Raw genomic sequence first — 12270 nt, 5'->3', positions numbered from 1 at the left:
GCGCGCGGGTAGACTCCCGGGCATGGCCCAGCGCAACACGTGGCAGCGCGAACGCGTGCGCGAAGCGCTCTCGGACGCCCGCGGATTCGTCAGCGCGCAGTCGCTGCACGCGACCCTCCGCGACGAGAACACCGGCATCGGGCTGGCGACCGTCTACCGCGCGCTCGCCGGGCTCGCAGCCCAGGGCGACGCCGATTCGCTGCAGAGCCCCGAGGGCGAGGCGCTGTACCGCGCCTGCACCAGCACGGGCCACCACCACCACCTGATCTGCCGCTCCTGCGGACTGACCGTCGAGATCGAGGCGACGGACGTCGAGCAGTGGGCGAAGCGCACCGCCGAGCGCCACGGATTCCGCGACGCCGAGCACGTCGTCGACATCTTCGGGCTCTGCGCGAACTGCGCCGCCGCCCGGGATGCCGCACGTGACGCGGACTGACCCCTCGACCCGCACGGGTTCCGCGCAGCGCCGCGGCGGCCCGGCCATCGCGCGGCTCGAGCCTTCGCCGCAGGCCCGCGCGCTGCTGTGGATCGGCGTGGGCATCGTCGTCGTCGCCGGGCTCTTCCTCATCGACTGGTTCGCGCCGTCGCTGTTCCCGGCATCCCTCTCCACACGCGCCCAGGACGGCCTGACGCTCGCGATCAGCGTGCTCATCGAGTCGTTGCCGTTCGTCGCGCTGGGCGTCGTGCTCTCGATCGTCGTGCAGGTGTGGGTGCCGCCCGGCGTGATCGAGCGATGGATGCCGCGCCGGGCGTGGGCGCGCCGCGCGGTGCTGTCGCTCCTGGGCATGATCGTGCCGGTGTGCGAGTGCGGCAACGTGCCGTTCGCGCGCGGGCTGCTGATGCGCGGGTTCTCCGTGCCCGAGACGCTCACGTTCCTCATCGCGGCGCCGATCGTGAATCCGATCGTCATCATCACGACGCATCAGGCGTTCGGGTTCAGCGACGGCATCCTCATCGCCCGCATCCTCGGCGGGTACGCGATCGCGAACCTCATCGGATGGCTGTATTCGCGGCATCCGTCCCCCGACGCCCTGCTCACCGAGCGCTTCCGCGACACGTGCGACCTCGTGGTGCACGAGCCCGGCGGCAGGTGGCGCCGCACGCTGGCGCAGTTCGTCATCGAGCTGCGCGCGGTGATGCCGGCGCTCGTCGTCGGCTCCGCGCTCGCCGGAGCCGTGCAGGTCTTGATCCCCCGCGACGCGCTGCTGGCGATCGGGGCCAACCCGGCGCTGTCGATCGTCGCGATGATGGCGCTGGCCATGGTGGTGTCGATCTGCTCGAACGTCGACGCGTTCTTCGCGCTGTCGTTCGCGTCGACGTTCACGCCCGGGTCGATCGTCGCGTTCCTGCTGGTCGGGCCGCTCGTGGACGTCAAGATGCTCGCGCTCATGCGCACGACCTTCACGTGGCGCACGCTCGGCGGCATCGTCGTCGTCGTGCTGCTGTCGGCGTTCGCGATCGGGACGGCGGTGAACCTCCTTGCGTAGGGCGGGCTTCGTCGGCACGCGGTGGCTCGGGGTCGGGCTCGCCGCGGTCCTCGCCGTCGTCACGATCTCGCTGGCGGTCACCGGGCAGCTCGGGCTCTACATCAACCCCGACTCGACGTGGTTCGCGGTGTCGATGGCGGTGTTCGTGCTCGTCGGGACGGTCGCCTCGTTCGCGCTGCCGCTCGGAGCGGAGGCCGACCACGGCCACGATCACGGCGAGCCGGAGGCTCGGCGGACAGTGGCCGCATCCGAGATTCGGAGTTCCGCGCTCGATTCGGAGGCGGGGGTCGGGATGCTCCGCACCGACGCCCATTCTCCGAATCCCGTGAGCGCGCACGACGTCGATGACCACGACCACCCCCGGCACCCGGCGGCGGTCGCGGCGACGGCGATCGGCGGGATCGCGGCATCCGGCGTCGTCGTGCTCACTCTCGTGCTGCCGCCCGCATCGCTCTCGGCCGAGCTGGCGATGTCGCGAGACGTCGGCGCGACGCCGCTGTTCGGCGGGGCCGACACGATCCAGCTGGCCTCGACCGGCGACACGGCCTCGTTCGGGGTCGGCGAGTGGGCGACGGTGTTCGCCACGGCGACGAACCCCGACGCGTTCGACGGCGACCCCGTCGAGCTCACCGGCTTCGTCACCCCCGGCGAGGACGGCACGTTCGATCTCACGCGGCTCGTGATCACGCACTGCGTCATCGACGCGCAGCCGGCGAGCCTGCCCGTCGCGGGAGTCGCGCCGACGCCCGACACCGGGCAATGGGTCACGGTCACCGGCACGGTGCGCTCCTCGTCGGACGGACGGCTCGTGGTGGACGCGGCCGAGATCGAGGAGATCCCCGAGCCCAAGGACCCGTATGAGTACTGACGCGGGCTCGAGACGAGCGCGGTCGCGCCGACGTCGCGGGCGCGCGTTCGCCGGCGCGTTCGCGATCGTCGTCGGCGCACTCGCGGTGCTGGGGCTCGCCGGTGCGGCGGCCACCGTCGCCCAGGGGCCGCGGGTCACCGACGCGTACGTGGATCCGGCGGCCGCGGCGGCGGCATCCGGATCCCGCCTCATCGTCACCACGACCCAGTCGCTGCACGAGGTCGACGCGTCGCAGGTGACCGTCACCCCGCCGACGCCGTTCGCCGTCGACACGTCGGGGCGCAGCGTCGGCGTGCGGTTCACGCTGCCGCTGTGGGACGACACCGAGTACACCGTGCGCATCGACGGCGTCGCCTCGCTCGGCGGCGGGCCGGGCGCGACGATCACCGAGACGTTCCGGACGCCCCAGGCGGAGGCGTACCTGCTGCGCCGCGGCGGCGACGGCGACCTCGTCTTCCGGACAGACCTCTCCGGGCAGAACGCGGTCGCGGTGTTCCGGCACGACCACATCGAGGACTTCCGCGCGACCTCGTCGCACCTCGTGATGTCGGTGCGCACCGACGACGACCAGGCCGGCCTCATCGTCACCGACCTCGACGGGAAGCATGCCCACGAGCTGCCGCTGCCGGGCGACGGCTTCGTGTCGAACCTGCAGAGCGCCGACCGGGGCGAGCGGATCGGCTACACGTTCTCGGATGCGCACCTCGACGCCGACTCCGGCCGCGAGAGCCGGCTGTTCACGGCGTCGTTGGGCGACCCCGACGCGAAGCCGGTCGAGATCGCGGTCAAGGGCGCCGACCCGCGCGTCGCCGAGTGGCGGTTCGTGCCCGACACCGACAGCATCCTGCTGCTCTCGTTCGACGGGTCGCTGCTGCTGACCGGATCGGATGCCGGTGCCGGTCCTCCGACCGCGCTCGGCGCCGCGATGGGGATCGAGGGCATCGCGCGCGGGTCGAACGAGGCGGTCGTCGACCGCGTCGACCAGGCCGCGGTGATCGATCTCACGGATGCGAGCGAAGCACCCCTCGCGGCGCCTGACGTCGACCTCGGCGGCACGACCTCGGTGACGCCCCTCCCCGACGGTTCGACGATCCGCACCGCTGCGGTGATCGACGCCGACGGCATCCCGACCGGGCGCACCTCGGTCGCGCACGTCGGCGCCGACGGCTCCACGCGCATGCTCACCGAGATCGCCGACACGGATGCCGTGATCCAGGTGTGCGTGTCGCCCAGCTCCCGGTATGTCGCGGTGCTGCTGGCGCCGGATGCCGTGACCAACGCGTACGACACGTACCTGCACCCGCTGCCGGAGCACCCCGAGACGCGCATCCTCGAGGTGGCGGACGGGTCGCCGGTCGTGGCGCTCACCGGCGCCGCGATCTCGTGGTGCCAGGTGCCGCCGCGCTGACGCGGAACCCCGCGCGAGACGCCGGAACGAGGCATCCGGAAATCGGGGTTCGTATCTTCCTATTGACAATGGGAAGATATCTGCCTATAAATGGATCCATGAGACGGCGACCCGGGACCCTGCTCCCGCTCGAGGCGGAGATCCTCGACGCGGCCCTGCGGCTGCACCGCAGCGGCGAGCAGCGCTTCCACGGCTTCGGCATCGCGAAGCTGATCGCCGAGGGTGATGAGACGGCGACGCTCACGTCGCACGGCACCCTCTACAAGGCGCTCGGGCGGCTCGAGGCCGCCGGGCTCCTCTCCAGCGACTGGGAGGATGCCGACGCCGCGGCCGAACAGGGCCGGCCCCGTCGCCGCCTCTACGAGGTGACCGGCGCCACCCAGGTGGCCCTCGCCGAACACCGACTGCAGACTTCGCGCACCGCGCCCCTCGGGCGCGCCGCGTGGGAGACTCCGTGAACGGGCAGCTCGCCCCGGAGCGGAACCGGACGGCCGCGGCGACGGGTGTCGCCGCGCGCATCGTCCTCGCGTGGGTGGACTGCTACACGGGAGGGGTGAGCGCGCCGGCGGCCGAGCGTCGACGCGACGAGATCCACTCCGACCTGTGGGAGCAGCAGGCCGACGCACGGGCGAACGGGAGCCCGCAGATCGCGGTCTCGCTCTCGATCGCACGACGGGCGGTGTTCGGCGTTCCCGCCGACCTGCTCTGGGTACAGACACAACGCGCGGCATCACGGGGTCTGCCGGCCGAACAGAAGGCCAGATCCATGAACACCGCAACTCGAATCGTCGCCCGCTGGTGGTGGGTGCTCGGCGCCGCCGTGCTCGCCGTGTGGGGCTACGCCATGAGCGTCGGACAGCTCCTCGAACCCGGCATGCCCTACATCGAGGGGACCATCCAGGGCCTGACGATGTCGACGCTGCTGGTCGCCGGCATCGTGCTGCGCGCACCCATGCCGCGCACCGCCGGAACGCTCGTCGTCGCCGGAGCCGCCACGTTCGCGGCGCTGTGGTGGTCGCCGATCGTGATGGCGATCGGCATCGCCGTCGTGCTGGGCGCGGGCGTGTCGACCGTGCGTCTGATCGCGGGTCGTGACGCGGGTCTCGCCGCCCTCGCCTCCGTCGGGCTCATCGCCGTCGCGGCCGTGCCGATCGGGTACGCCGGGCTCGGCTTCGGCGCGGGCGCCGTCGGGCTCATGTGGTTCGTGCTGGGCGCGGTGGGTGTCGCCCTGCTCATCGCCGCGGGCGCACCGCGCTCGCGCACCGTCCACCCCGTCTGATCCTCACGCCCCGCGCGGGCGTGACGCACACTCCGACGCGGAGGGGCTCCGGCCCCGACTCCGTCCGCGTCGGCGCGCGTCCCGGGATGCCACTCGGCATGGCTTCCCGGGACGCGTTGCGTGTCGCCCGGGGTTCCTCGGCGGCTAGTCGCCCGGAGGCGGCGGGGAGGATGCCGCATCCGCCGGAGCCGGCTCGGGTACGGGCAGTTTCGCGGGCAGGCCGCTGGAGAGCATGAGCCCCAGCACCGTCAGGGCGAACACGAAGAACAGCGACTGCCGCAGCGACTCGACCTGCGTGTCGGCGTAGATCTGGGCCACCTCGGAGGCGGAGGCGGCGTCGGCGCCGGCATCCGTCAGCAGCTCCTCCGCCTGCTGCTGCGAGATGATCGGCGCGCCCTTGGACGCGGTGGCGACCACCTGCTGCTGCACGTCGGCGGGGAGCGTCGTGCTCTCCAGCACCGCGGTGGTGAAACCGGACGTGAGCAGCAGGATGAACACCGAGCCGACGATCGCGGTGCCGAACGACGAGCCGAGGTTCTGGAACGTGCCCTGGAGTCCGCCGACCTCGGAGGTGTCGGACTGCTCGACCGCCGACATGTTGACGTTGCCGAGCTGGGAGGCGAGCAGCCCGAACCCCGCACCCACCACGAACATGCCGGTGGCGAAGAGCCAGCCGGCGAGGTCGGGCTGGACCGCCGCGAACACCAGCAGCACGCCGACGCCGAGCGTGAGCTGCCCGATGCGGCCGATGTTCCGCGCCGAGCGCACCGTCGCCAGGCGCGACCCGAGCACCGAGAACAGGATGAGCCCCAGCGACAGCGGCAGGATCTTCAGGCCCGTCTGCAGGGCGTCGAAGCCGAGGATGGTCTGCAGGTAGACCGGGATGACGAAGAACAGCGCGGCGATCGCGAAGTACTGCGCCATGAACATCGTCAGTCCGCTGCGCAGCGCCGGGATCCGCAGCAGGCTGACCTTCAGCAGCGGCACTCGCCCGGTGCGCTCGAGCTGCTGCTGGCGTTTCACGAACAGCCACAGCACGAAGATCGACAGCAGGATCAGGTACGCCACCGGCGAGACGCCGAACGGCGCGACCGGCTGGCCGTTGATCACGGGCGGGTCCAGCGGGATGACCCATCCCCACGTCTTGGACTGCAGGATGCCGTACACCAGGAGCCCGAGCCCGAGGGCGGACAGCACCACGCTCAGCAGGTCGATCCTCAACGTCCGGTTGCCGGGGACGTCCTTGATGCGGCCCGACACGATGAGGACGAGGGTCATCACGACGGCCTCGGCGACGAACACGTAGCGCCACGACGAATAGGTGGTGACCAGGCCACCGATCAGGGGGCCTGCGGCCGCGGCTCCGCCGGTCACGGCGCCCAGCACGGCGAACGCGACCACCCGTGCCCGGCCTTCGTAGTTGATGGCGGCGAGGGCGGCGATCGCGGGGATCACCAGCACCGCTCCGAGGCCCTCGACGAGCGACCAGCCCAGCATCAGCACCGTCAGGTTGGGGCTGAGCGCCGTGGTCAGCGAGCCGATGCCGTAGATGACCGAACCGATGCGGAACGCGAGGCTGCGCCCCCACCGGTCGCCGAGCTTGCCGCCGGTGAGCATGAACGCGGCCATCGTGAGCGCGTAGAAGGTGATCGCCGCCTGCATGCCCGAGATGTCGGTGCCGAGGTCGTGCGCGACCGTCGAGATCGAGACGTTCATGACCGTGCTGTCGAGCACCATGATGAACTGCGAGACGCTCAGCAGGATCAGCACGAACCATTTGCCCATGGCCCGCACAGTAGCCCTGGCGAGGCACCGGCGTCCGCACCCCTGGCGCGACGCGCGGACATAGACTCGCCCCCATGGTGCGGGATCCCTGGCGAGCGGCGACCCGCGCCGACCTCCTCGGCCTTCCCGCCGACGTCGCCCCGCGGCTGCTCGGCGCGCGGCTGACCACGGTCGTCGGCGGCGAGACGGTGATCGTGCGGCTCACCGAGGTCGAGGCGTATCACGGCCTCGGCACGGGCCCGGTGCCCGACCCCGGGTCGCACGCGCGCATGGGGCCGACCGCGCGCAACGCGACGATGTGGGGCGAGCCCGGGCACCTCTACGTGTACCTCAGCCACGGCATCCACTCGTGCGTCAACGTCGTCTGCGGCCCCGAGGGGGTCGCCGGCGGTGTGCTGCTGCGGGCAGGGCAGGTGCTGGAGGGGACGGATGCCGCCGCCCGCCGCCGCCCGGCCGCCAAGACCCCGCGCGACCTGGCGCGCGGACCGGGCCGCTTCGGCGATGCGGTCGGGCTGCGGCATCCCGTCCACGACGGCATCGACGCGATCACGGGCATGCCGTGGCACGGCGCCGTCGCGCGGCTCGACCTGCTCGTCGAGCCGCTCGCCGACATCGCCTCGGGGCCACGCGTGGGCGTGGCCGGCGTCGCGGGCACCGCGGCCTTCCCGTGGCGGTACTGGGTCCCCGGCGACCCGACGGTGTCGCCCTTCCGGTGGGGCCGAGGAGCCGCGGCCGCGGGCTGAGCGGACCTCGCCGCGCCCCCTCAGCCGCGCCGGCGGCGCCGGCGGAACACGTCGAACAGGACGCGCAGGGTCAGGACCCCCGACGTCACCACGAGCAGGTAGCCGAACAGCTGGTGCAGCGTGAGGTCGTCGGTGATCTGCGGGCCTCCCGTGCTGGTCAGCAGCATCGACGCCATGATCCCGAACACGCCCGCGAGGAACGTGATCGCGGCGAGGTTGAAGAACTCCCGCAGCAGTGCCCGGTCGCGGTGGTCGGCGAGCAGGCGCACGTTCACGCTCAGCCGGCCGTCCGCGAGCGAGCCGCTGATGCGGTCGACCCGGTGCGGGAGCTTGCGCAGGAGCGGCACGAGTCCGGCAAGCTCGTCGGCGGCCGTCTGCGCGATCGAGCTCGGCCGCTTCGCCTCCGCGATGCGCTCCTTCGCGTAGGCGGAGGCCTCGGCGACGAAGTCGAAGTCGGGGCTGAGCACCCGCAGCGTCCCCTCGACGGTGGCCATGGCACGGAACGCCACCGTCAGCTGCGGCGGGGCGGTCAGCCCGTTGCCCGTGAGCACGGCCATCACCTCCGTGAACGCGGATGCGTCCAGTGCCGCCCCGGGGCCGAGGCGCCGCGACACGAAGTCGCCGATCTGGCGGCGGAGGGCGAACTCGTCGACGTCGTCGGGCAGCTCGACGAACGCGATGAGCGCGTCCGCGAAGGCGACCGAGTCGCCGCGCGAGAACGCGAGCAGCAGGTCGGCGATCTGGCTGCGCACCTGCGAGTCGAGCCGACCGACCGACCCGAAGTCGAGCAGCGCGAGCGAGGTGTCGGGCATGACCAGGATGTTCCCGGGGTGCAGGTCGGCGTGGAACACGCCGTCGTCCATGATCTGCGTCAGGATCGACCGCAGCAGCTGGGACGCCAGCGCAGAGCGCTCCTCGGGCGACAGCGCGGCGATCGACTCCGGATCGCTGATGGTGCGGCCCTCGAGGTACTCCATGACGAGCACCCGTTTCCTGCTCAGCGACGCGTGCAGCTTCGGCACCCGCATCCGGTGCGCCGGGGAGTGCTGCTCCTGCGCCGCCGCGAGGGCGGCGAGATTGGACGCCTCGATGCGGTAGTCGAGTTCGTCGAGCAGGTTGTCGGTGAGACTGTGGGCGAGATCCTCCACGCCGAACTGCTGCGCCCAGGACGTCGACTCGGCGATGCGGCTCGCGATGCGGCGGGTGATGTCGACATCCCGCTCCACCAGCGGCACGATCCCGGGCCGCTGCACCTTCACGGCGACCCGCTCCCCCGACGCGAGGGTCGCCAGGTGCACCTGCCCGATCGAGGCGGCTGCCACCGGGGTGTGGTCGATCTGCGGGAACGCCGAGGCGACGGGACGGGCGAGCTCGGCCTCGAGGACCTCGGACACCTCATCCCACGCGACCGGGGGCACGGTCTGCTGCAGCTCCCGCAGCGCCTCCGTGAACTCGTGAGGAAGCATGTCGGAGCGGGTCGAGAGCAGCTGACCGAGCTTGACGAAAGCGCCGCCGGCGTCCTCGAGGGCGGCGCGCAGTGCGCGCGCCTGCCGTGTGCGCTCCGCGACGCCGGCGCTGGTCTGCGCGGTGTGGGGCTTGAACGGGAGCAGCTTGTCGCGCGTCGCGATCCGGACCAGCTGCGAGTAGCGCCGTGCGCGCGCCGCAGTGCTGCGCGCCTCGTGCAGGACGCGGCTCGGGCTGGGCACGGTGCCCTGCGGGACGATCAACTCCGCCGCGACCAGGAGGCCGGTGGCGACGAGCAGGATGATCCCCACCTGCACCAGCAGCAGTGCCGGGTTGTACGTGGGGGCGGGCCAGATCGCCTGCGACTCGAAGCCCACCTCGGCGCCCAGCGCAAGGATCCCGGCGATGACGATGCGCACGGCGCTGACGCGCACACCGAGGACGCGGCGGGCGAAGGCGCCGATCAGCAGCATCGCGAGGACCGTCGCGACGGACATGAGGAGGATGTTCCCGACGATCTGCGCGATGTTCACGAGGCCAAGCACACCAGATCAGTCGCGAACGCGCATCAGCGGAACGGTGGATGCCGGTCGCGCAGAGGAGTTGCGAGGCGCCACGGGTTGCGGCATCCGCTCGCCGACCCGCTGAGATGCGGTGCGCGAGTCAGCGCAGCGACGCGACCGCCAGGAACGCCGTGCGCGAAGCCGCATTCCGGACACACCGGCGCCGAGACCACCGTGAAGCACGACGGGCACCGGTGCGCGTCGGCGAGATCGAACGGAGATCCAGGCCATCGAGGGGCCCCGTCGTGCGAATCGGTCATCTCTGCACCCCTCCCGCGGATGTGACCGATATGTTCCCCCGCGATCGGCAGCACGAGCGAGACTTTGTAGACACGCACAGGGGTCCGCGCCCTGCAGGCGGGCCGGTTTGGCGCACCTCTGAGGAGAGATTCCTGCCCCGGAATATAGCGGCGGACAGGGGGATCCGCCAGAACCTCGACGTGTGGAGGCCGATCCGGGCCGCGTCAAGCGCGACACGCCGCCCGTGCTAGACTGACTGTTTGTCTGCGCGCACTCCAGCACGCAGTACGTATCCACACTCCCCCGCCAGGCCGGAAACGGTCCAGTGAAGCGTGGGTGCAGACAAGGGATCTTGGGTGGGGCCGTCCGGCTCCACGGTACTAAGGAGACATCACCATGGCAGCAGTGTGCCAGGTGACTGGAGCAGTTCCCGGCTTCGGTCACAACATCTCGCACTCGCACCGCCGGACGAAGCGCCGCTTCGACCCGAACGTGCAGAAGAAGACCTACTTCGTTCCGTCGCTGGGTCGCAACATCAAGCTCAACGTCTCGGCCAAGGGCATCAAGGTCATCGACGCCCGCGGCATCGAGGCGGTCGTGCGTGACCTTCAGGCGAAGGGTGTGAAGCTCTAATGGCCAAGAAGGCACAGGACGTCCGTCCGATCATCAAGCTGCGTTCGACCGCGGGCACGGGTTACACCTACGTCACGCGCAAGAACCGCCGCAACAACCCCGACCGCATCGTGCTGAAGAAGTACGACCCGGTCATCCGCAAGCACGTCGAATTCCGAGAGGAGCGTTGATCCATGGCTAAGAAGAGCAAGATCGCGCGCAACAAGCAGCGCCAGGAGGTCGTCGACCGCTACGCCGCCAAGCGCCTCGAGCTGAAGAAGGCGCTCGTCTCGCCGACGTCGACCGACGAGGAGCGCGAAGCCGCTCGCGTGGGTCTGCAGAAGCTCCCCCGCAACGCGTCGCCGGTCCGCCTGCGCTCGCGCGACGTCATCGACGGCCGCCCCCGCGGTGTCCTCACGAAGTTCGGCATCTCGCGTGTCCGCTTCCGTGACATGGCGCACCGTGGCGAGCTGCCCGGCGTGACCAAGTCGAGCTGGTAAGCACCACAGCATCAGTCGGAAGGCCCGGAGTTCCTCGGAACTCCGGGCCTTCTGCGTTGCGAGGCGAGAGGATGGGGAGCATGCCGCTGGACCCGTTCTTCGCCGAGCGCCTGCGCGTGCACCGCAGATACCTGTTCGACCAGGCGCTCGGCTCGATGCGCACGCGCCTGTGGGCGCTGTGGCCGTTCGGGCGCACGAGCGTTCCGGAGCCGGTCAAGCCCGCGAAGCCGGCGAAGTCCGCGAAGGATGCCGGACTCGGTCCGCGCGCCAGGGCCCGCGCCAAGCACCGCCGGGCGGCGCTGGCATGGGACCGCACCGAGCTGCGCACCGTCGGCACGTCCGGTCCCGACCTGCGGATCACGGAGCACGAGGTGGCTGTGCCGAAGGCGCCGCCCGTGCGGGTGCGGATCTACCACCCCGACGGCGACGGCCCGGTGCCCGCCGTCCTGGCGTTCTACGGCGGGGCCTTCCGCATCGGGGGCATCGACTATCCGACGACGGATGCCGGCTTCCGCCGCCGTGCCGCCGACGCCGGCGTCGCGATCGCCGCGGTCGACTACGCGCTGGCGCCCGAGCACCGCTATCCGGTGGCGGTCGAGCAGGCGTACGCCGCCCTGGAGTGGCTGTTCGCCGAGGCGCCGGAGCTCGGCATCGACGCGGACCGCATCGGCGTGGCGGGCGTCTCGGCGGGGGCGAACATCGCGGCCGCACTGACTCTCGTGAACCGCGATCGCGGCGCGCACCCGCTGCGGCTGCAGGTGCTCGAGGTGCCCGTGGCCGACCTCACCGGCGCGCACCTGGACCTGAGCGCGACGCGGGCACTCGGCATCCCCCGGTTCATCGTGGCCCGTGAGCTGCGCTCGGTCGTGCGCACCTACTTGCCCTCGAAGCGTCGCGCGCGCGAGGCGTACGCGTCGCCGCTGCGCGCTGCGTCGCACGCTGATCTGCCGCCGGCCGTGATCCTCACCGCGGAGTACGACCCGCTGCGCGGCGACGGCGACGCCTACGGCGCGGCGCTGCGCGCCGCGGGGGTCGACGCGAGCGTCGTGCGGTACCAGGGCGTGACGCACGACACCCCGATCTTCACCGGCGCGCTTCCCGCCGCCCGCCGCTGGCACGACGACGTCGTCACCGCGCTGCGGCGCCTGCACGCGTAACCCGCCCCCGCCGGATTTCGGAGTTCGTGGGGGATGCCGGATGCCGGAGCCCTGGCGTCTCCGAATCACGCGGGGTTCTCCGAATTTCGGATGCGCCAGGCGGGTGTGCGGCGAGGGCCCGGGCTCTTGCGAGCACCGGGCCCTGTGTCCCACCGCGGACACCG

General features: G+C 71.6%; 13 protein-coding genes. 11 read left to right on the top strand and 2 right to left on the bottom strand.

Going from position 1 to position 12270, the window contains the following annotated elements:
- The first annotated feature begins 22 nt into the window (after positions 1 to 22).
- From AC1DDU_RS06630 to AC1DDU_RS06605, 6 genes are all read left to right on the top strand, one after another.
- Positions 23 to 436 carry a Fur family transcriptional regulator gene (locus AC1DDU_RS06630; protein WP_477432314.1) on the top strand — a complete coding sequence of 138 codons (414 nt, stop codon included), beginning with the start codon at positions 23 to 25 and terminating at the stop codon, positions 434 to 436.
- Between the two features lie 46 nt (positions 437 to 482).
- Complete coding sequence (locus AC1DDU_RS06625) at positions 483 to 1487, top strand: permease (RefSeq protein WP_477433448.1); 1005 nt, start codon at positions 483 to 485, stop codon at positions 1485 to 1487.
- A complete protein-coding gene (locus AC1DDU_RS06620; protein WP_477432312.1) occupies positions 1480 to 2355 on the top strand; it encodes a TIGR03943 family putative permease subunit in 876 nt (291 codons plus the stop codon). The genes AC1DDU_RS06625 and AC1DDU_RS06620 overlap by 8 nt, the downstream gene beginning before the upstream one ends.
- Positions 2345 to 3763 (top strand): hypothetical protein, encoded by a 1419-nt coding sequence (locus AC1DDU_RS06615; protein WP_477432310.1) that lies wholly within the window; start codon positions 2345 to 2347, stop codon positions 3761 to 3763. The genes AC1DDU_RS06620 and AC1DDU_RS06615 overlap by 11 nt, the downstream gene beginning before the upstream one ends.
- A 98-nt stretch (positions 3764 to 3861) precedes the next feature.
- Complete coding sequence (locus tag AC1DDU_RS06610; RefSeq protein ID WP_477432308.1) at positions 3862 to 4221, top strand: PadR family transcriptional regulator; 360 nt, start codon at positions 3862 to 3864, stop codon at positions 4219 to 4221.
- A complete protein-coding gene (locus AC1DDU_RS06605) occupies positions 4206 to 5042 on the top strand; it encodes a hypothetical protein (protein ID WP_477432306.1) in 837 nt (278 codons plus the stop codon). Before AC1DDU_RS06610 ends, AC1DDU_RS06605 begins: the two co-directional genes overlap by 16 nt.
- Positions 5043 to 5186: 144 nt before the next feature.
- Here AC1DDU_RS06605 and AC1DDU_RS06600 read toward each other — a convergent pair whose 3' ends face one another.
- Complete coding sequence (locus AC1DDU_RS06600) at positions 5187 to 6827, bottom strand: MFS transporter (protein ID WP_477432304.1); 1641 nt, start codon at positions 6825 to 6827, stop codon at positions 5187 to 5189.
- A gap of 74 nt (positions 6828 to 6901) precedes the next feature.
- Between AC1DDU_RS06600 and AC1DDU_RS06595 the strand changes: the two genes are divergently transcribed.
- The gene (locus AC1DDU_RS06595) at positions 6902 to 7570 is read left to right on the top strand and encodes a DNA-3-methyladenine glycosylase (RefSeq protein ID WP_477432302.1); all 669 of its coding nucleotides are present in this window, start codon (positions 6902 to 6904) and stop codon (positions 7568 to 7570) included.
- 20 nt (positions 7571 to 7590) lie between these two features.
- On the opposite strand, the gene AC1DDU_RS06590 is transcribed toward AC1DDU_RS06595, so the two are convergent.
- Positions 7591 to 9567, bottom strand: coding sequence for an ABC1 kinase family protein (locus AC1DDU_RS06590; RefSeq protein ID WP_477432301.1), 1977 nt, complete (start codon positions 9565 to 9567; stop codon positions 7591 to 7593).
- Positions 9568 to 10233: 666 nt separating this feature from the next.
- Here AC1DDU_RS06590 and rpmB point away from each other — a divergent pair.
- The 4 genes from rpmB to AC1DDU_RS06570 all read left to right on the top strand — a co-directional run bounded on the left by rpmB (position 10234) and on the right by AC1DDU_RS06570 (position 12106).
- A complete protein-coding gene (gene rpmB, locus AC1DDU_RS06585; RefSeq protein ID WP_013584774.1) occupies positions 10234 to 10470 on the top strand; it encodes a 50S ribosomal protein L28 in 237 nt (78 codons plus the stop codon).
- A complete protein-coding gene (gene rpmG, locus AC1DDU_RS06580; RefSeq protein WP_005051772.1) occupies positions 10470 to 10640 on the top strand; it encodes a 50S ribosomal protein L33 in 171 nt (56 codons plus the stop codon). The genes rpmB and rpmG overlap by 1 nt, the downstream gene beginning before the upstream one ends.
- A 3-nt stretch (positions 10641 to 10643) precedes the next feature.
- Entirely contained in the window at positions 10644 to 10949 is a 306-nt protein-coding gene (gene rpsN / locus AC1DDU_RS06575; RefSeq protein WP_018173549.1) for a 30S ribosomal protein S14, read from the top strand.
- Positions 10950 to 11029: 80 nt separating this feature from the next.
- Positions 11030 to 12106 (top strand): alpha/beta hydrolase, encoded by a 1077-nt coding sequence (locus AC1DDU_RS06570; protein ID WP_477432298.1) that lies wholly within the window; start codon positions 11030 to 11032, stop codon positions 12104 to 12106.
- Positions 12107 to 12270 lie beyond the last annotated feature (164 nt).

The organism is Microbacterium sp. 05T445 (genome assembly GCF_056395865.1).
Note: the sequence above shows the minus strand (reverse complement) of the source record. Positions and strands in the feature narration are given on the sequence as shown.

What these genes read in the sequence shown, in the direction of transcription:
- AC1DDU_RS06630 (WP_477432314.1), top strand. Translation starts at nt 23, where the DNA reads ATGGCCCAGCGCAACACGTGGCAGCGCGAACGCGTGCGCGAAGCGCTC.
- AC1DDU_RS06615 (WP_477432310.1), top strand. Translation starts at nt 2,345, where the DNA reads ATGAGTACTGACGCGGGCTCGAGACGAGCGCGGTCGCGCCGACGTCGC.
- AC1DDU_RS06610 (WP_477432308.1), top strand. Translation starts at nt 3,862, where the DNA reads ATGAGACGGCGACCCGGGACCCTGCTCCCGCTCGAGGCGGAGATCCTC.
- AC1DDU_RS06600 (WP_477432304.1), bottom strand. Translation starts at nt 6,827, where the DNA reads ATGGGCAAATGGTTCGTGCTGATCCTGCTGAGCGTCTCGCAGTTCATC.
- AC1DDU_RS06595 (WP_477432302.1), top strand. Translation starts at nt 6,902, where the DNA reads ATGGTGCGGGATCCCTGGCGAGCGGCGACCCGCGCCGACCTCCTCGGC.
- rpmB (WP_013584774.1), top strand. Translation starts at nt 10,234, where the DNA reads ATGGCAGCAGTGTGCCAGGTGACTGGAGCAGTTCCCGGCTTCGGTCAC.
- rpmG (WP_005051772.1), top strand. Translation starts at nt 10,470, where the DNA reads ATGGCCAAGAAGGCACAGGACGTCCGTCCGATCATCAAGCTGCGTTCG.
- rpsN (WP_018173549.1), top strand. Translation starts at nt 10,644, where the DNA reads ATGGCTAAGAAGAGCAAGATCGCGCGCAACAAGCAGCGCCAGGAGGTC.
- AC1DDU_RS06570 (WP_477432298.1), top strand. Translation starts at nt 11,030, where the DNA reads ATGCCGCTGGACCCGTTCTTCGCCGAGCGCCTGCGCGTGCACCGCAGA.